Annotated in this window: 18 protein-coding genes and 1 pseudogene; 15 read left to right on the forward strand and 4 right to left on the reverse strand. The window is 50.8% G+C overall.

Translation table 11 applies throughout. The features are described from left to right. Positions 1 to 140: 140 nt before the first annotated feature. Both U9M73_RS05885 and U9M73_RS05890 read left to right on the forward strand, forming a co-directional pair. Positions 141 to 614 (forward strand): hypothetical protein, encoded by a 474-nt coding sequence (locus U9M73_RS05885; protein ID WP_009223269.1) that lies wholly within the window; start codon positions 141 to 143, stop codon positions 612 to 614. A gap of 14 nt (positions 615 to 628) precedes the next feature. After that, positions 629 to 877 carry a hypothetical protein gene (locus U9M73_RS05890; protein ID WP_036643821.1) on the forward strand — a complete coding sequence of 83 codons (249 nt, stop codon included), beginning with the start codon at positions 629 to 631 and terminating at the stop codon, positions 875 to 877. Between the two features lie 542 nt (positions 878 to 1,419). Here the strand turns inward: U9M73_RS05890 and U9M73_RS05895 are convergent. Continuing rightward, positions 1,420 to 2,910, reverse strand: a complete 1,491-nt coding sequence (locus U9M73_RS05895) for an MFS transporter (RefSeq protein WP_009223270.1) — start codon at positions 2,908 to 2,910, stop codon at positions 1,420 to 1,422. Positions 2,911 to 3,057: 147 nt separating this feature from the next. Between U9M73_RS05895 and U9M73_RS05900 the strand changes: the two genes are divergently transcribed. After that, complete coding sequence (locus tag U9M73_RS05900) at positions 3,058 to 3,495, forward strand: MarR family winged helix-turn-helix transcriptional regulator (protein ID WP_009223271.1); 438 nt, start codon at positions 3,058 to 3,060, stop codon at positions 3,493 to 3,495. A 239-nt stretch (positions 3,496 to 3,734) separates the two neighbouring features. Here U9M73_RS05900 and U9M73_RS05905 read toward each other — a convergent pair whose 3' ends face one another. Next, a complete protein-coding gene (locus U9M73_RS05905; protein WP_323076535.1) occupies positions 3,735 to 4,295 on the reverse strand; it encodes a GNAT family N-acetyltransferase in 561 nt (186 codons plus the stop codon). Between the two features lie 146 nt (positions 4,296 to 4,441). Between U9M73_RS05905 and U9M73_RS05910 the strand changes: the two genes are divergently transcribed. The 7 genes and pseudogenes from U9M73_RS05910 (at position 4,442) to U9M73_RS05940 (ending at position 8,995) form a co-directional block, all read left to right on the forward strand. Beyond that, a complete protein-coding gene (locus tag U9M73_RS05910) occupies positions 4,442 to 4,867 on the forward strand; it encodes a DMT family transporter (RefSeq protein ID WP_260069984.1) in 426 nt (141 codons plus the stop codon). 41 nt (positions 4,868 to 4,908) lie between these two features. Further along, on the forward strand, positions 4,909 to 5,607 hold the full coding sequence (locus U9M73_RS05915; RefSeq protein WP_323076536.1) for a Crp/Fnr family transcriptional regulator: 699 nt from the start codon (positions 4,909 to 4,911) through the stop codon (positions 5,605 to 5,607). Between the two features lie 14 nt (positions 5,608 to 5,621). Next, positions 5,622 to 6,110 (forward strand): DMT family transporter, encoded by a 489-nt coding sequence (locus U9M73_RS05920; RefSeq protein ID WP_323076537.1) that lies wholly within the window; start codon positions 5,622 to 5,624, stop codon positions 6,108 to 6,110. A gap of 24 nt (positions 6,111 to 6,134) precedes the next feature. Then, positions 6,135 to 6,533: an NUDIX hydrolase gene (locus U9M73_RS05925; RefSeq protein WP_323076539.1), complete on the forward strand. Its 399-nt coding sequence runs from the start codon at positions 6,135 to 6,137 to the stop codon at positions 6,531 to 6,533. Between the two features lie 18 nt (positions 6,534 to 6,551). Beyond that, positions 6,552 to 6,776: a GNAT family N-acetyltransferase gene (locus U9M73_RS05930; RefSeq protein ID WP_323076540.1), complete on the forward strand. Its 225-nt coding sequence runs from the start codon at positions 6,552 to 6,554 to the stop codon at positions 6,774 to 6,776. Continuing rightward, a pseudogene (locus U9M73_RS05935) lies at positions 6,709 to 7,675 on the forward strand (molybdopterin-dependent oxidoreductase); the annotation flags it as partial. The gene U9M73_RS05930 and the pseudogene U9M73_RS05935, both read left to right, overlap by 68 nt. A gap of 165 nt (positions 7,676 to 7,840) precedes the next feature. Continuing rightward, the gene (locus U9M73_RS05940) at positions 7,841 to 8,995 is read left to right on the forward strand and encodes a hypothetical protein (protein ID WP_323076541.1); all 1,155 of its coding nucleotides are present in this window, start codon (positions 7,841 to 7,843) and stop codon (positions 8,993 to 8,995) included. 107 nt (positions 8,996 to 9,102) lie between these two features. Here U9M73_RS05940 and U9M73_RS05945 read toward each other — a convergent pair whose 3' ends face one another. Further along, positions 9,103 to 10,005, reverse strand: a complete 903-nt coding sequence (locus U9M73_RS05945) for an aldo/keto reductase (RefSeq protein WP_323076543.1) — start codon at positions 10,003 to 10,005, stop codon at positions 9,103 to 9,105. A 428-nt stretch (positions 10,006 to 10,433) separates the two neighbouring features. Further along, entirely contained in the window at positions 10,434 to 11,624 is a 1,191-nt protein-coding gene (locus U9M73_RS05950) for a M14 family metallopeptidase (RefSeq protein ID WP_028537665.1), read from the reverse strand. Positions 11,625 to 11,820: 196 nt separating this feature from the next. Between U9M73_RS05950 and bioB the strand changes: the two genes are divergently transcribed. From bioB to U9M73_RS05975, 5 genes are all read left to right on the forward strand, one after another. Then, positions 11,821 to 12,822, forward strand: coding sequence for a biotin synthase BioB (gene bioB, locus U9M73_RS05955; RefSeq protein WP_323076544.1), 1,002 nt, complete (start codon positions 11,821 to 11,823; stop codon positions 12,820 to 12,822). A gap of 73 nt (positions 12,823 to 12,895) precedes the next feature. Next, entirely contained in the window at positions 12,896 to 13,588 is a 693-nt protein-coding gene (locus tag U9M73_RS05960; RefSeq protein WP_036644006.1) for a response regulator transcription factor, read from the forward strand. Next, positions 13,585 to 14,592: a sensor histidine kinase gene (locus U9M73_RS05965; RefSeq protein WP_009223294.1), complete on the forward strand. Its 1,008-nt coding sequence runs from the start codon at positions 13,585 to 13,587 to the stop codon at positions 14,590 to 14,592. The genes U9M73_RS05960 and U9M73_RS05965 overlap by 4 nt, the downstream gene beginning before the upstream one ends. 98 nt (positions 14,593 to 14,690) lie before the next feature. Continuing rightward, a complete protein-coding gene (locus tag U9M73_RS05970; RefSeq protein ID WP_323076545.1) occupies positions 14,691 to 15,446 on the forward strand; it encodes an ABC transporter ATP-binding protein in 756 nt (251 codons plus the stop codon). Beyond that, a complete protein-coding gene (locus U9M73_RS05975; protein ID WP_323076546.1) occupies positions 15,443 to 17,380 on the forward strand; it encodes an ABC transporter permease in 1,938 nt (645 codons plus the stop codon). The genes U9M73_RS05970 and U9M73_RS05975 overlap by 4 nt, the downstream gene beginning before the upstream one ends. The last annotated feature ends 55 nt before the right edge of the window (positions 17,381 to 17,435 follow it).

A 17,435-nucleotide genomic window follows, 5' to 3' on the forward strand; every position in this document is an offset into this window, starting at 1 on the left:
CGATCTGGATCAAGTATATCCGTTTATGCATCTCTGCTTTCCAAACTTGGATAAGCGAAATGCTGGTTATAGTATAGCTACTCAAATAGGAGACGTCATTGTGGCGTCTCCTTTATACTGTAATGGAAGGAGGTTTATGTATGGCAGATTGGTGGTTAGAATGTAGTGATGGTTCTTTTCGTAAAGCGAGAATTGAACCAGCTACATTAAGCGACACGAGACGAATGAAATGGACGTTTGATTGGCGAAAAGAACTGCATAGTTCAAAAAGGAAGGTCTATAAACTCGTGGATGACCATAATGGCAGTATCATTGGTGGTATCTCTTTTGAGATTCGTGAGGATCACATTTATGTAGTGCTCCTGGATTCTGCCTTTCCTACTCGGTACAATGCGAACCCGCCGCGCTTTTATTTGAATGTGATGAAGCTTTTATTGGCATTCGCTTCCCTGGAGAGCGACCGACTTGGTTTCGATGGATTCTTAGCGCTGACGCCAAAAACAAAATTACAGTCTTATTATCATAAACATTTTTGTGCTTTTCTTTTACCGCAAGGCATGATGGGCATAAACGGTGGTATCATGAAAGCCATTATTGAGTTATACTATTACTAAAGGACGTGATAAACATGATGAGGAATAGACGGCCGTACAACAAGCTGCTTGCTTCTAGTCAAATTAAAATTAAACGAAGCGATCTTGGTGATTTAGGCGGACCGCAAACTATCCCCAACGCTCCTGACACGCCTGCAACACGAGCTGCAATGTCGGAGTTTATCCGAAAATCAAAAAGCGGTGAGATCGCATTTGATCTGCCGGAATGGATCCTCAAGGAAAGAGAAAAGAGAAATCAGTCATTCGAGAAGATTAAACTATAGTCACAAGCGCTCACTCATGTGGGCGCTTTTGTTTTACTCTCTTAAAATTTGTATCTCCCTTCGGGGCCATGACGCGTCCCATCCTTCGGAGGTAGGCGAAAACCTAAATCCCTTCGGCGCGCATCATTCCCTCCTCTATTCCCTACGGAGTCTTTCATCACCTGCGGTGTAAACCGGCACCTTCTCATTGAGGGATTTTCCACTTCTAAGTCACTGAAATGCTTTTCCTTCGTCCGGTGATCGAAGCTTTGCCCCGCTGACTTATCTGGATATCGAACCTAGTTTTGGCACGTGGGATGGATCCGGGAAGGTGCTTGACTCATCCAATGAGGAAGTTATTCTTGCTTGGAAAAAAGACAATAAGTATTGTAGGATTCGAGTTCAATTAACTACCTTGCAATCAACGATTACTTATGTTGACGAGCTAGGGCTAATAACTCAATACGATATTTGATCGCGAAGTAAAGAGAAACGTAATACTTTTCAAGATTAAACAACCAGTCGTCTGAAGAGAATCAGTGACTGGTTGATTAGATTTCCTGTTAGTACGTAGAACGCACCCGTTCTCGCCCTTGCGCTCGTTTTGCTGACCAAAACCGCCAGCCGGTCAAAATGGCGACGACGAAACAGATGGTAGCGGACGTCATGAACACCACATGCATGCCGGATAGAAACAGATCGGGACGATCCGGCACCAATCCGGTGACCCGGCGGCCCGCCCGACTGCTCATGACGCTGAATAAAGTCGTGGTCGCGACGGTGATGCCGACAACCATACCCATATTGCGTACGAGTGAGTTGATGCTGCCGGCGATGCCCAGCTGGGTTTTCGGAACCTTCGACATGATGAGCGAGTTGTTGGGGGACTGGAACAAACCGTTGCCGAGGCCAAGCATCGCAATCCATACCCCCACCTGGGCGATAGAGCTGCTGTCGTGCAAACGGGCCAGCCCGATTTGCGCGATCACCATCACGATCAACCCGACGAACGTCAGCAACTCGGAGCCGATCTTATCGGACAATGCACCGCTGAGCGGCGCGACGATGACCATGACGATCGGGAACAGCATCATCAGAAACCCGGCATGCGAAGGCGAGAGGTTTAAGATGCTTTGCGTATAAAATGGGGCGATGATATTAAAGCAGAAGTTGGCGACAAACACCAGGAATCCCGACAGAATGCTTAAGCTGAACAACGGATTGCGGAATAACGTCAGTTGAAGCATCGGCGCTTCGCTGCGTGTCTCGATCCACAGAAACACGAGGAACACGGCGACCGCCAGGACGAGCGCACTCACAATGCGGATATCCTGATAGCCAAGCTGCTGACCAAACAGTAAGCCGCTGAACAATGCCAGAATAAAGATGGGGAACAGCGTGCTGCCCGCTTTATCGATTTTCACCTTCAGCTTGGTTCGGTCCGCCGGGAGCAGCTTCCAGCCGATGACAATCGCGATGAGGCCGACAGGGACATTCACCCAGAAAATATATTCCCAGCCTAAGGCCGACACGATCACACCTCCAAGGCTCGGGCCCGTGATGCTTCCCAGCGAGACGAAGGTCCCGGTGAACCCAAGCGCTTTGCCTCGTTCTCCGGCCGGGAAGATGTCGGTGACAATTCCCTGACTGTTGGCCATGGTAAGCGAGGCGCCAAGCGCTTGCAGCAGCCGTGAGCCAACGAGCAGCGGCAGGTTATGGCTGAAGCCGCACAGCAGAGAGCCCACAGTAAAAATCACCATGCCCCATTTGAACACCTTAATTTTACCAACGATGTCTCCCAGTTTGCCGAAGAAAAGAATAGCTGCGCAGGTCATCATCAAATATGCGGAAACGATCCATTCTGCTTGGGCAACGGTAAGATGCAATTCTTTAGAGATCACTGGCAGGGCAATATTGACGATGCTTCCGTCCAGCGTCGACATAAATGTAAATAAATTTAATACAATCAGGATCAACCAACGTTTTCGTTGAATGTCCGGATCATCCTGATAGGAAGTTGTGCGAAGGTCAGAACGTTGAGTCGTCATATCCATATCGTTTCACACCTCTCTCTTCTCCAGCCTTTTTTGTTGCGAACGCAACTATTTTAAGCAATCCTAGTGTACTCCAATTTAGTTGCGAACGCAACTGATTTCAGTTAAAATTTGCATAAATGAGAATCGCAAAAGAGGTGCAGGGATATGAATTACCCTTCCGTTGGCAAACTGATCTCCTATCTGCAACGGATCAACCAAAAGGAAGTCACCGCATTGTTGAAGCCATATGGGATTGGCGGAGGCGGGAACCACAGCTATTTATTGGCGATCTTAGCGACGCCCGGGTTAAATCAGGACCAGCTGACGAACCTGGTCAAGTTCGACAAGGCGACCACGACCCGCTCCGTCAAACAACTGGAGGAGGCCGGTTACATAGAACGGCGGGTGAACGAACACGATCGGCGATCGATCTTGTGGTATCCGACGGAAAAGGGAAGAGCCTTCGAGCCCACGCTTCGGCAAATTTTAGCGGATTTTAACCGCCGATTGACGGCTGTGTTAAGCGAGGAGGAAACCAATCAACTCGAGACCTTACTTACGAAAATTTACGAGAGCAAGCTGAATAGCGATGAGAATGTGTGAATCAGCCGATGATGAAGATTAACAGTAAATCGTACTGTTATTTTTCGCGATTTACGCCACCGAGGGGAATTAACAGTAAATCCTACCTTTAATTTGGCTGATCTGCTCGAAAACAGCGGATTTTATCGAAAATAACGGTACTTTTTCCAGCTAATTAGAACAATTAAGGCGGTTGGTTGAAAATTAACAGTAGTTTTTACTGTTAGTTGCACCATTCCATTGCTCGATAAGAACTCCCATTACTGCCCGCGAAATGAGCGATGATGGAACGAAGTAATGTCCTGAAACAGCGATCGACCGTCGTCGGTCACAGTGAATTGATCATTTAGCGGGAGATACAGCGCCCGATACGGCTCGGGAACCCAGATATATTGGTGGACGTAAGGTGTGGCAATAAATCCGCAATGGATCCAAAAACGGAGGCGCTCCCGGTTCTTTGCCGTGTCCTCCGCTTCCGCCTCGATGATAATCGCCTCAACGTGGTGTTCTCGCAAGCCATAGTCACGGATATCCGCGAAGAACTGGGTGCCAAGTCCTTGGCCTCTTTCATCTTGACGCACGGCCATATAGTCGAGGATCAAGCGCTTGCGGCCCTGCTTGCCGCTGAGGCCGGTGACGCCCATCGCCACCGCTTCGCCGTCTAACAGCCCTGCGTGCAAGCTGGCGATCCCGCGATCCAGCATGCTCCGAAGCACCTTTACAGGCTTGGCACCGTGCGGGAATGCTTCGCGATAGATGGGCTCCAGCTTGTCCCACCATACGTCATCCCATTTGTTTAAGGTTATGAATGTCCATTGCATTTTGGGCCCTCCATTTTAGATGTATGGTCTCTTCTATTTTATCCTTCCGGCATTCAGGACATATGTCCTTTCCAAACGGCAGAAGATATCCTTTAATTAGGTATTGAAATAAAGGATCGCGAAAAACGAGAATGAGGAGAGAGACGATGAGGGGTTTGTTGTTTGCGTTTTTGGCCGGGGCGTTCATCACCTTGCAAGGGGTGGCGAATACAAGAATCAGCGGCGAGATCGGCACATGGCCGGCGGCGGCGTTGACTCAGTGTACCGGCTTTGTCGCGGCCTTGCTGATTTGGCTGATGCTCCGTGACGGGGGGCTTCCCGACTTGCGGAAGGTGAAGCCGTTGTATATCAGCGGCGGGGCCTGGGCGGCGATTATTATTTTTAGCAACGTCACAGCGATCCAGCAGGTTGGAGTCACTTTGACGATCTCAGCGGTTTTGATTGCCCAGTTGTGCATCACCTTTCTGATTGATAGCCTAGGTTGGTTTGGTGTACCGAAGCAAAAAATGCGGCTGCCGCAGTTTATCGGAATCGGCTTGATGATTGCGGGAGTGATTATTCTCAAATTTTAACGGATGAGTGAATGGCCCAAGCCTCAAGGAGGAGAACGGATATGAAAGAAGTGGCAGACCCGGACCTGCTAAATGACTATATCGAATCGTATGGACTTCAGAAGGTATTTCCCAAAGCGTTGCTGCCTTATCTGACGCTTCACGGGTTTGACCAAGGAGAGCTGATTTGCACGCAAGGCGAGCCATCGCATACCATGTACGTGCTGGTTCGGGGGAAGATCAAAATTTATAACACCTCTCCGGAAGGCCGTACGCTGGTCATTTCCTTTAAAAATCCGCTGGAGGTCATTGGGGATGTCGAATACATTCGGGACGGGGATATCATCAATACCGTTGAGGCTGTGTCCCCGGTTCACATGATCGGGGTAGAGTACCGCTGGCTGCGGAAGTACGGTGCGGATCATTCGCCGCTGTTGCATTTTTTGCTGGACATTATCACCAAGAAGTTCTATATGAAATCCAGCTCGATGAGCTTTAATCTGCTGTATCCGGTGGAGATCCGCCTGGCGAGTTATCTCTTGTCTGTTTCTTTCGACGAAGCGGATGCGCGGTTTCAGGGGAAACTCGGCACCGCCGATTTGGCCGATGCTGCTAATTTGATCGGTACCAGCTATCGCCATTTGAACCGGGTGCTGCAGAAATTTGCGGCGCTAGGTTTGATTGAGCGAAGCCGCGAGGGCATCACGGTGAAGGATCGGGAAGGGCTTCACAAACTGGCAAGCCGGAATATTTACGAATAGGGGGACGGAGAGACGTGCTGTTAGGGATATTGTTCGCATTGACTGCCGGAGCGTTGGTGGGGATGCAAAACGTGTTTAATACGAAGGTGAATGAACAGACTGGCAATTGGACGACGACGACGCTGGTGTTAGGTCTGGGGTTTGCCGCCTCCTTTGTCATTGGCCTGATCGTTGAAGGAAAAGGAATGTTTACGTCATTACCCGGGATGCCGGTTTGGTTTTGGTTCAGCGGCTTGATTGGGGTTGGCGTCGTGACTTGCATGGTACAGGGCGTCAAACTGTTGGGGCCAACGTATGCTGTAGCCATCGTTATGACTTCGGAGTTGGGGTTTGCCTTGTTGTTTGATTCGCTAGGCTGGCTCGGCTTACAGAAGATGCCGTTTACGTTGAATCAACTGATCGGTGTGTTAGTGATTGTCGGCGGGATCTTCGTGTTTAAGCTGGGCGGGGGAAGTGAGAGCGAGAAGGAAAGCTCCGTTCGCAAGAGAGAAGCTTTGAATTAAGCTTGGAGTTAGGGGGCGTCAAATATGGAGGGAAACATCGATAAAATCGCCTGGATTCGCCTGCGGGATGGTCGCATGTTAAATGTCCGTTCGAAGGGCAAAGAGCTGTTTTATGTTCCAGGCGGTAAAAGAGAACCCGGCGAGTCCGATCACGAAACTTTGCAACGGGAGATACAAGAGGAATTATCCGTGACCGTGAAGCCGGATTCAATCAAGTATTTCGCAACGTTTGAAGCCCAAGCTGACGGTAAGCCGGAGGGAGTGCTTGTGCGGATGACATGCTACTTTGCGGAGGTGGAAGGCGAGCTTCAACCCGCTAACGAGATCGAGGAAGCGGCTTGGCTCAGCTATGCGGAGCGCGATCGGACGTCTCTGGTCAGCCGGATGATTTTCGACAAGCTCCATGAAATGAATCTGTTGTAGCGGAAGGAAGGACGCCCGATGATCATTAGACCTTTACAATCGGAGGACAATGCAGAGATTGAAGCGGTGATCCGCGATTGCCTGATCGAGTTCGGCGGGAACCGGGAAGGGCTCGCTTGGCAGGACGACAGCCTCAGCGCACTTTCCAACTATTATGAGCCGGAGGGAAGAGCTTACTGGGTCGTGGAGCTGGAAGGTGTTCGTGAAGAACGGCATCATCACCTGGGAAAATCAACAGATTGATTACCCGTCCTGCGGACCGGATATGCCCGAGTTTGAACCGCGCGGCTGCCCGCGGGGCGCCTCGTTCTCGTGGTACGAGTACAGTCCGCTGCGGGTGAAATACCCTTATATGCGTGGCAAGTTGCTGCGTCTATGGCGCGAGGCCATGACCAAGTCTCAAGGGAATCCCGTGGAAGCTTGGGCGAGCATCGTGGAGAACCCGGAAGCCGCACGATCCTATAAGCAAGCCCGCGGTAAAGGCGGACATGTGCGCGTGACCTGGGAAGAAGCGTCCCAGCTGATCTCCGCGCAATTACTTTATACCATTAAGAAATATGGACCAGACCGGATTGCCGGATTTACACCGATTCCAGCGATGTCGACCGATCAGCTACGCTTCGGGCGCGCGGTTCATCTCCTTGCTGGGCGGAGAGATGCTTAGCTTCTACGACTGGTATGCGGACCTGCCGCCGGCTTCACCGCAAATTTGGGGCGAGCAAACCGATGTGCCGGAGTCATCCGACTGGTATAACGCCGGATATCTGATCATGTGGGGCTCCAATGTGCCGCTCACGCGGACGCCGGATGCCCACTTCATGACTGAAGTTCGTTACAAAGGGACCAAGGTGGTGTCCGTAGCGCCGGATCATGCGGAGAACGTCAAATTTGCCGATAACTGGCTGGCACCGCATCCGGGTACAGACGCTGCGGTCGCACAAGCGATGACACATGTCATCCTGGACGAGTTCTACGTGAAGCGCCAGGAACCGATGTTCTTGAACTATGCCAAACAATACACGGACATGTCTTTCCTCATTTTATTGGATCCGCATGAAGGCGGGTATAAGGCCGGACGTTTCCTGCGGGCCAGCGATCTGGGGCAGGCGACAGAGCATGCCGAATGGAAGCCGGTTATTTATGCTTACCGCAGGTATTATGTCTCCTGATGTCAGGTTATATGATGGACCGAGAACTGAATTGCTCCAATTAGCGGGGGACTTAATTCGCAGCGGATTTTAGCATCGTAACTTTTTCCTGGATTCATCGTCCCTACTAAATAGATTGGTCAGAGAGGAGAATTTAGGATGAAGTTAAGTAAGAGTCGGCTAGGGAAGGCGGTTTATGGCATGCTAGCAACAACGCTGGTCTGGGCCCTATCCGTAAATCCAGTTGCTGCCGAAAAGGCGGAGGTTTACCACGCCTATACGAACCCGAATACGAAAGAGGCCTATTATAACGCCTACATCACGACGGATGACGGCCAGGCTCATCGGAAAGTGCTGTCCCGAACCAAGGACGGGACTTGGTATGTCCTTCCTGATACAGTCACCCAGGTGTGGGGGGACGAATTGAGTCCGTATGTTCGCGTAATGACGAAGGGGCTGAATCCGCAACCTTTTGGTGAAGTGTATTTGGATACGGCTGGGGACCGGCTGGTAGGAAAAGTGGGATATCAGAACTCCCCCAGCGGGAAGTTTGGAATTCGGAAGGTGATCTATTTCGAGGGATATTCCAAGCGAGTTGCTCTCTTCGTGAAAAACAATCAGAACGGCGTGATCCGCCAAGCGTGGGATGGCTGGGAATGGCCCGTAACCTACTGGCTGCCCGACGGTTCCCTGCTGTTTGAGCGGTACAGTGAAACGGCGAAGCAGAACGAAATCGTACGGCTGGATCCCGATACACTGAAAACACAGAGACTACTGCTTGCTTCTTTGCTAGGTTATGACGAGCAGCGTGGCGAATTGTTGCTGACTTATAATGAACCGACCCGGCAGCCGTATTTATACGATGTTCGTACTCGTAAAGTTCGAGGCGTAACTGAACATGAGGTTCAAGCTTTTTATGAGCGTGTGCAATGCTCGGCATCGACGAAAGCACCTGAAGTACCGGACGATTTGAACGCTAATCAGCTTCCGGTCAAAGCGTTGGAATACGTTCAGGAAGGGGAGGCGAATTTGATCATAAACGGCAAGCAGATCGAATTGCCGTTCGCCTTCTTGGGAATGGATCAGAAGTTGTATGTTCCGATTCTCCCTGTATCCGAAAGTCTGAACTGGGAAGTTGAACGAAGTGCAGATAGCAATATGAAGGCATACCGTTATATGGTCTCGACGGAAACCCGGTCGATTCAAGTTGACCGTTCCAATTCGAAGGTCATTGAGGATCGGTTATACCTGCAAGACGATGTACTAACCAAGCTGGTCTCCGAATGGCGATTTGAATGGAACCCTGTAAAATAATCTGAAGCCGCATAAAAAAGCAGGCCCCTTGGTGAATGGTATTTGCATGGCTAGACGCGATCAATTGAGGATGCATTCACTTGGACAAGGCCTGCTTTTTTTTGAGATTAACGGTGCAACGTATATTGATTGGCTTTACTTAAGCTGCGAATCAGCTCAATTTCCTCCGCACTTAGTTCGGGGACGTCGGCGGCAGCGAGATTTTGCAGCAGCTGCTCACGTGAGCTGGCTCCCGGAATGACCACGGCTACCGCAGGATGGGCCAGCGAATAGCGGATGGCCAGCTGTGTAAGGGTGCGCTCCGGCGTTTCTAGCTCCTGCAACTTGCGGCGCAGGTCGCGCAGCTCGTCCAGTTCGTAATCCAGCACGCCTTTGGCCGGTTCGCGGTTCGCCGCCAGCGCTCCGCCGGCTAACGGTCCCCGGGCGATCACGCTGATCTGGTGCTCCTGAAGCAGAGGGAAGACCGCTTCTTCGCCGCGCCGGTCCACGATACTGTACTGGTTCATGACGCTGACGATAGAGGAGCGGGAGACATATTCCCGGATGACGTTAGGTCGAATGGAAGAAATCCCGTACTCGCGGATGACACCTTCCTGCTTTAGTTGTTCAAACGCTTCGATCGTGTTATCGATCGGATCCTCGATCGTCCCGCCGTGCAGCTGATACAAATCGATATAATCCGTGCCGAGCCGGCGCAAGCTATCCTTTACCGCTGAGAGGATATACGCTTTGGACGCGTCCCAGACCCAGCCGTCTTGGCCGGGAATCCGCCGGTTGCCGACTTTGGTTGCCAGAATCACGCGATCCCGGCGCCCTTTAATTGCCTTGCCAACGATTTCTTCATTGGTTCCGTCATCGTACAAATCGGCGGTATCGAGAAAGTTAACGCCACGGTCTAGCGCCTCATGGATCAGACCGATCGCCTTCGACGCTTCCGTCCCCAGCGACATGCAGCCTAGTCCGATTTCGCTGACCATTAGTTCGGAGGAGCCCAAACGGTTCATTTTCATCCTAATGTACCCCTTATCATTCGTATTGGTCATTCTATTATATGAAAAATGCCTGTTTCTTCACAAATGTTGTGATTTACGGCTCCATGGAATAGGGAAGCCATCCCGCGAACATCTGGGTAACCATTAAGGTATCGCGATCAGGAAGGATAGATGATAGAGCTTAGTCCAATCATTCCTGCGCTCAAGGATTTGATTTCCCTGAACAGCCCGAACGAACCATCATCCAGGAGTGCATAGTAATAGTTGGCTACTCCTCGTCCTGCATATCCCGCTGTACCGTAGGCTTCTAGTACGTCGAACAGCATGGAAAATTCTTCTTCAACCTATATCGGAATCTTTCAGAAGGTCCAGTAGCGAAAAAAATGAAAAAGCGGAGCGCTCCGTTGCTCCCGGAAGGCCCCCCGTGATCACCTTTTATAGACCATTTACATATACAAGCTCGCCAGCAAGATCCCCAAGCTCTCCTCGTAAATTTCGTCGAATTGGGATAACGGCAGCGGATTTACGCCGGTTCCGAGTTCGATCGTAAATCCGGGACGCCGGAATTCATAGATGAACCAATCCTTAAATCCGGCATAGCTTTCCACGTTCCGGACCGGCTTGTAGCCACTGACCCGGGCGAACTCGTTTACGATCGTCTCAGCATACGCCGGTTCGCGGTTTTCAAAGCCCCAATAGATCTCCTCCCCTTGGGTATGGAAGGCCAGGACATGATCAAAATCGCTCTGCCGAACCAGGTTGGCCATGGCGATCGCTTCAGGTTCGGTCAGCGGGGCGGTGCCTGGATAATCCCGTGGACCGCGCTCCACTGGGTTTCTGGCAACCTCACGTTCCCATAACGCCGGGAACTGATCGTTCAAATCTACGCCATTGATATTGGCCTTCCATCCCTGAAAATCGGTGTTGCCGCCGTTGTAGGACAGCACATTGCTGCGGTAAGGTTCCTCGGCAGGCAATCCATGGATCACCAGGTCTACGCCGTCCGGGTTCACCATCGGCACCATGGAGAGGGTGGCTCCTTCGTAATAAGGCCACATGTGCAGACCGCGAATGGTGCTGTTATTCGTTAGCGCAAGCAGATATTGGTTCAGGAATTTGATCAACACCGGCGTCGTGATCCATTCATTTGCATGAAAAGCTCCGTTAACATGCACTTGTTTGCTGCCTTTACCGATGCGTAGTTCGGGGATCGGTTTGTTCATGACCGAATTGCCGATATTCCGATAGGCGATAAACGGATAAATGTCCATCAACCGGTTTAAATCGTCCCGCAAGGCGGCGTAATCATAGGGTTTGCGGATGTCGACCACGAACCAGGTGACCCGCAGCGGAAGCTGCAGCCGTTGTCCGATCGTAAGGTGGTTTGGATTCACCGACTGGTTCAGCAGCAGGATTACATCCAGAGAAACCCCGCGGTCCCTGGACAGCTTCCAGATGGAATCCCCGGCTTTCACCTGATACTCGCTGGTGACAAAACCAGGGATGTGGATGGTCTGGCCCACGCTAAGGCTCTCCGCTGGAATGCCTGGATTGGAATCGACGATCAATTGCAGCGGCAGTTGGAAAATTTGACTGTAGTACCATAACGTATCCCCCGAACGCACTTGTATACGCATAACATATCCCTCCTGCACAATTTTGCCTTATAACACCCTATGTAGGAGGAAGTGCGCTCCATGCAAAAAATGAAGGATTCCTGCTTCACAACCTGCGAGCTTTCCGGTAGAATTTAAAAGGCTATATTGTTAACCTTAAATACGAATTAAGGTTAACAATTAAAAATCAATCAAACATAGAAAGCTGGGATGAGGAATGAACCAACGCAAGATGGTAGGACAGAGCTGGGACACCTTCGCCGAAAAAGCCCTGAGCGGTGCAGTTTTAACTTTGGAGGAGGGGGTGTCCGTATTACAAGCCAACAATGATCAATTGCTGCCGTTGATGAAGGCGGCTTATCGAGTGAGACGGCATTACTATGGCAATAAAGTTAAGCTCAACATGATCATCAATGCCAAAAGCGGACTATGCCCCGAAGATTGCGGGTACTGCTCCCAATCCTTGGTCTCAACGGCTTCGATTCCGAAATATCCGCTGCTCGACAGGGAAACGTTGGTCGCCGGAGCCCGTGAAGCATTACAGCGCAAGGCAGGAACGTATTGTATCGTGGCTTCCGGCAGGGGACCCACCGATAAAGAGCTCGAGCAAGTCGTTGAAGCGGTCGCTGAAATCCGCGCGACGATGCCGCTGAAGATTTGCGCTTGCCTCGGTATTCTAAGGGAGGAGCAGGCGGAGAAGCTCCGTGAAGCCGGAGTTCACCGCTACAACCACAATTTGAACACGAGCCGGGCGAACTATCCGTCGATCACAACCACCCATACCTACGATCAACGCGTGGCAACGGTGGAAACGGCAAGAGCGCACGGCATGTCTCCTTGCTCTGGCGTGATTATCGGCATGGGCGAATCGGATGAGGAAATCGTGGAGATGGCTTTGGCGCTGCGTGAATTGGATGCCGATTCGATTCCGATCAATTTTCTGAACGCGATCCCGGGGACGCCGCTCGAACATTCGGAGCGGGTACCGGCGCTAAAGGCGCTTAAGGTATTGGCTTTGTTCCGGTTTATCTGTCCGACGAAGGAAATCCGGGTAGCCGGCGGCCGGGAGATCAGTCTCCGTACGCTGCAGCCGCTATCCTTATATGCAGCGAATTCGATCTTTGTGGGCGACTACATGACGACGAAGGGGCAAGACGTAACTCTAGATCACCAAATGATTGAGGATCTGGGCTTCGAAATTGAAGAAACCGCGATTTAATAGAAAGATAGCGCCACGCTTTGTTATCCGGTAAACTGGATGAAGTAAGAATTCTAATAACGTGGTGATTTGCTTGTTTCAAATCATGTTAATCGAAGACGATCCATCCTTATTTCAGGAAATCCGCGAACGACTGCAGCAATGGTCTTATGGAGTGCATGGCGTTCGGGATTTCGGCAATGTGCTGGAGGAGCTTACGGCGGTTCGTCCGGACCTGGTTCTGATTGATATCCAGCTGCCCAAATTTGATGGGTTTCATTGGTGCCGACAAATCCGTGCCCGTTCCAACGTGCCGATCATTTTCTTATCTTCCCGCGACCATCCCGCCGATATGGTGATGTCTATGCAGCTAGGGGCGGATGATTTTGTTCAGAAGCCGTTCCATTTCGAAGTGCTGATCGCTAAAATCCAGGCGACGCTTCGCCGGGTCTACAATTATAATACCGAACGCGTTGAGCTGCGGACGTGGCGCGGAGCGACTATCGAATATGGGCGCAACACCGTCACGGCAGAGCAGGGGACGATCGAGTTAACGAAAAACGAGATGCTCATCCTCAAGCTGCTGGTGGAGCAGAAGAATCGCATTGTCAGCCGCGAGGAGCTGATCCGCAGTTTATGGGATAACGAGCATTTCGTCAGCGACAATACTTTGACGGTCAACGTAAATCGGCTGCGCAAGAAGCTGGAGAACCTCGGGCTGGACGCTTATATCGAGACAAAGGTAGGTCAAGGATATATGGCAACCGAAGAGGTTCAGGTGTTATGATCGGAAAATATTTGCGTGAGCGCCTCAGCTGGATCTTGCTCGTCTTCGGCCTGCAGCTCTTGCTCCTCTTCGTCGCCGCCATCGACCGGACGATTCCGTTTATGCCGATGCTGTATATCGTTTTCTTATCGATCTTGGGATTTGGGGCATTTCTACTGATTCGGTATCCGAAGGAAAGCCGGTTTTATCAAAGCCTGGCCGCCTGGGATGACACGTACGATTTGAGCGTGATCGCTGCGCCGGAAAGCCCGCTGGAGGGAATCGTTATGGACCGGTTAAGCGAGCAAACGGACAAGTTCCGCAAGGAAACGTCGCAGCTCGTCGCCCAGCTGGAAGAGGAGAAGGACGAGCTGATGGCCTGGATTCATGAGGTGAAAACACCGCTCACCGCCATGCGGCTGATGATCGATCGGATGGGCGACGAGCCGCTCAAAGAGCAGCTTCACCTGGAGTGGCTGCGCATCCACCTGCTGCTGGACCGCCAGCTGCACCAGAAGCGGATTCCGTTTATCGAGAACGATCTCTACATCGAACAGGTGAAGCTGGAGCCGCTGCTGGTTCAAGAGATCCGGGAGCTAAGAGCATGGTGTTTGCAAAAAGGCATCGGCTTTGACGTCCATCTGCCTGTCCAAGAGGTGCTGTCGGATGCAAAATGGCTGGCGTTTATCGTTCGGCAACTGCTAACCAATGCGGTGAAATATAGCGAAGCCTCCGATATCTGCGTGGAATCAGGGATTTCGCCGGAAGGACAGGCCTGGCTCAGCGTCCGCGACAAAGGGCGGGGGATCGATGCCAAGGACCTGCCGCGTATCTTCGAGAAAGGATTTACCTCTACGCGGAACCACGAGGATCATGCGGCTACCGGCATGGGATTATACTTGGTGAAAAAAGCGGCGGATTCCCTGTCAATCCGGATCAAGGTCGACTCGAAGCCCGGCGGGGGCACCGCTTTTACGTTGTTTTTCCCAAGAAGTAATGCATACGTTCATACGCTAGGCATGTGACAACATTGTCACATGCCTGTTTGTTTTGTTCGGGAAATCGCAGGAATTGTCCCTCCCGGGTAAGGTAAGATAAGGGCAGGATAAAGGAGTGATTAATCATGGCTATACTTGAAGCCAGCAAAATTCATAAAAGTTATGGCAACAAATTTAATCGCCAGGAAGTGTTGAAAGGGATTGACCTGAATGTAGAGAAGGGTGAGTTCGTTAGCATTATGGGGGCGTCCGGCTCCGGCAAGACGACCTTATTAAACGTGCTTTCTTCGATCGATAAAGTCAGTCTCGGCAGCATTAAAATTGAAGGCAAAGAGTTCACGGGGCTGAAGGAGAAGGAGTTTGCCGAATTCCGCAAATCCCATCTCGGCTTTATTTTTCAGGAATACAATTTGCTGGATACGTTAACGGTCAAAGAAAACGTGCTGCTGCCGCTCTCGATCAAGAACGTCTCCCGCAAGGAGGCGGACCTGAAGTTTCAGGAGATCGCCACCGAGCTTGGCATTTACGAAATTAAAGACAAGTATCCCAATGAAATATCGGGGGGACAAAAGCAGCGGACTTCCGCCGCACGGGCGTTTATCCACGATCCGAGCATTATTTTTGCCGATGAGCCGACGGGCGCACTGGATTCGAAATCAGCTTCCGATTTGCTAAATAAGCTGAGCGAGCTCAACCGGAAAATCGCGGCAACGATTATTATGGTCACCCATGATCCGGTGGCGGCAAGCTACACCAGTCGCGTCGTGTTTATCAAGGATGGACAAATTTATTCGCAGCTGAATAAAGGCGACGAGTCGCGACAGTCGTTCTTCAACGACATCATCAAAGCGCAGGGCGTATTGGGCGGGGTGCAGGAATGAGTCTGACCCATCTGATTTACCGCAATCTCAAGAAAAATCTAAAAAACTACTACTTGTACGTGTTCGCCTTAATTTTCAGCGTGGCGCTTTACTTCGCATTTGTCACCTTGCAATATGACCCGGCTTTGGACGAAATAAAGGGGTCCGTAAAAGGGGCCGCCGGATTAAAAGCCGCATCGGTGCTGCTCATCGTAATTGTGACCATCTTTTTGCTGTATGCTAATACCATCTTTATTAAGCGGCGAAGTAAGGAGATTGGTCTCTTTCAATTAATCGGGTTAACGAAAGGGAAGATCTTTCGTATTCTCAGCAGCGAAAACCTGATTCTGTATTTCGGCTCTATGCTGATCGGCATCTTCGTTGGATTTTCCTGCTCCCGGCTGCTGCTGATGATCTTGTTCCAGATCATTGGACTTGAGGCTGCGGCAACGCTGCGCTTCTCCTCGCAGGCGCTGATACAGACCGTCGAGGTCTTTGTGGCGATCTACCTGCTAATTATGCTGATGAACTACACGTTCATCAAACGACAAAGCATTTTGTCGCTGTTCCGAGCGACATCCACTACGGAGAATGTGTATCGTAAAATGCCCTTATCCGAAATTGTCATCGGCATTCTGGGAATCGGGCTGATCCTTTATGGTTACCGGATTTCGGCGGATCTGTTCAGCGGCGACTACACGGAAATGCGGGAGCTCTTCCTCGCCATGATTCGGATCCTAGGTTCGGTGATCGTCGGCACGTACCTGTTCTATAAAGGTTCGGTTAGTTTTATTTTCAATCTGGTTCGTAAGGCGAAAGGGGGATATCTCTCGTTAAATGAGGTGCTGTCCCTCTCCTCGATCATGTTCCGCATGAAATCTAACGCATTGCTGCTGACCATCATCACGACGGTGTCCGCTTTGGCCATCGGTTTGTTGTCGCTAAGCTACATTTCTTATTACTCAACGGAAAAAACCGCTCAGCAAACCGTACCCCATCATTTCACTCTGTTAGATTCCAAGGACGTGGACGCTTTCGAGCAGGCATTAAAGTCTGCCGGAATCGAGACGCGAGAGACTCAGCGCCAAGTGGTGATCGCCGAAGCTGACCTCTCCAACCTCATTGGATCTGCGCTAAGCGGGCAGAATAGCCAACTGACGACACTGGCTGTTGTGGATGAACAAGAGGTTGCTGGGATGGATTTGGGTCCCAAAGAAGCGCTGTTGGCTGGTTCAAGCAATTTGTTGGAGCAGTTCATGGGCTTGCGGTCCAAAGGGGATATGACGATAAAGGGGAACTCGCAGTCCATTCCAGTGACCGTGATCGATACGATGAAGGATGCGATTGTATCGATCCATTTTTCCTCGGGTTTGCCGTCGGTCATCCTTGATCATGCCGACTTCGAGCAACTGATGCAGGATATGAATCGGGAACTTCAGAGTTCCTACCGGGTCTATTATGGGATCGATATTGCGAATCCCGACTCGAAGCAACAAGCGGACCGGATCTATCACGAGTTGGGCTTCGACAAGAAACCAGGCGCGTTGTCGCAAATCAGAATCATTATGGAACAAAGAAGCAACATGGGATTGATCATGTTTATCGTTGGTTTCCTGGGATTAACCTTCCTGATCACTTCAGGCTGTATCCTGTATTTCAAGCAAATGGGCGAAGGGGAAGAAGAGAAGCCAAGTTACACCATCTTACGCAAGCTGGGATTCACGCCGGGCAACCTGCTCCAGGGCACTCAATACAAGCAGTTGTTTAACTTTGGTATCCCGTTGGTTGTAGGTTTGTCGCATAGTTATTTTGCGGTTCGCTCCGGCTGGTTCTTGTTCGGGACGGAGCTATGGACCCCGATGATCTTGGTCATGCTGATTTATACCGCGCTGTATTCGATTTTTGGGCTGTTGTCGGTTCTTTACTATAAACGAGTTATCAAGGAATCGTTATAATACAGGGAGCACTTAAGCAAAAACAAGGCAGGAACTCCTCATTGGAGGATTCCCG

This window comes from Paenibacillus phoenicis (assembly GCF_034718895.1).
GTDB lineage: Bacteria > Bacillota > Bacilli > Paenibacillales > Paenibacillaceae > Fontibacillus > Fontibacillus phoenicis.

Coding starts and splice junctions, on each gene's coding strand:
- U9M73_RS05940 (WP_323076541.1), top strand. CDS start 7,841: ATGAAGTTAAGTAAGAGTCGGCTAGGGAAGGCGGTTTATGGCATGCTA.
- U9M73_RS05900 (WP_009223271.1), top strand. CDS start 3,058: ATGAATTACCCTTCCGTTGGCAAACTGATCTCCTATCTGCAACGGATC.
- U9M73_RS05950 (WP_028537665.1), bottom strand. CDS start 11,624: ATGCGTATACAAGTGCGTTCGGGGGATACGTTATGGTACTACAGTCAA.
- U9M73_RS05890 (WP_036643821.1), top strand. CDS start 629: ATGATGAGGAATAGACGGCCGTACAACAAGCTGCTTGCTTCTAGTCAA.
- U9M73_RS05905 (WP_323076535.1), bottom strand. CDS start 4,295: ATGCAATGGACATTCATAACCTTAAACAAATGGGATGACGTATGGTGG.
- U9M73_RS05970 (WP_323076545.1), top strand. CDS start 14,691: ATGGCTATACTTGAAGCCAGCAAAATTCATAAAAGTTATGGCAACAAA.
- U9M73_RS05945 (WP_323076543.1), bottom strand. CDS start 10,005: ATGAAAATGAACCGTTTGGGCTCCTCCGAACTAATGGTCAGCGAAATC.
- U9M73_RS05930 (WP_323076540.1), top strand. CDS start 6,552: ATGATCATTAGACCTTTACAATCGGAGGACAATGCAGAGATTGAAGCG.
- U9M73_RS05915 (WP_323076536.1), top strand. CDS start 4,909: ATGAAAGAAGTGGCAGACCCGGACCTGCTAAATGACTATATCGAATCG.
- U9M73_RS05885 (WP_009223269.1), top strand. CDS start 141: ATGGCAGATTGGTGGTTAGAATGTAGTGATGGTTCTTTTCGTAAAGCG.
- bioB (WP_323076544.1), top strand. CDS start 11,821: ATGAACCAACGCAAGATGGTAGGACAGAGCTGGGACACCTTCGCCGAA.
- U9M73_RS05965 (WP_009223294.1), top strand. CDS start 13,585: ATGATCGGAAAATATTTGCGTGAGCGCCTCAGCTGGATCTTGCTCGTC.
- U9M73_RS05925 (WP_323076539.1), top strand. CDS start 6,135: ATGGAGGGAAACATCGATAAAATCGCCTGGATTCGCCTGCGGGATGGT.
- U9M73_RS05975 (WP_323076546.1), top strand. CDS start 15,443: ATGAGTCTGACCCATCTGATTTACCGCAATCTCAAGAAAAATCTAAAA.
- U9M73_RS05895 (WP_009223270.1), bottom strand. CDS start 2,910: ATGGATATGACGACTCAACGTTCTGACCTTCGCACAACTTCCTATCAG.
- U9M73_RS05910 (WP_260069984.1), top strand. CDS start 4,442: ATGAGGGGTTTGTTGTTTGCGTTTTTGGCCGGGGCGTTCATCACCTTG.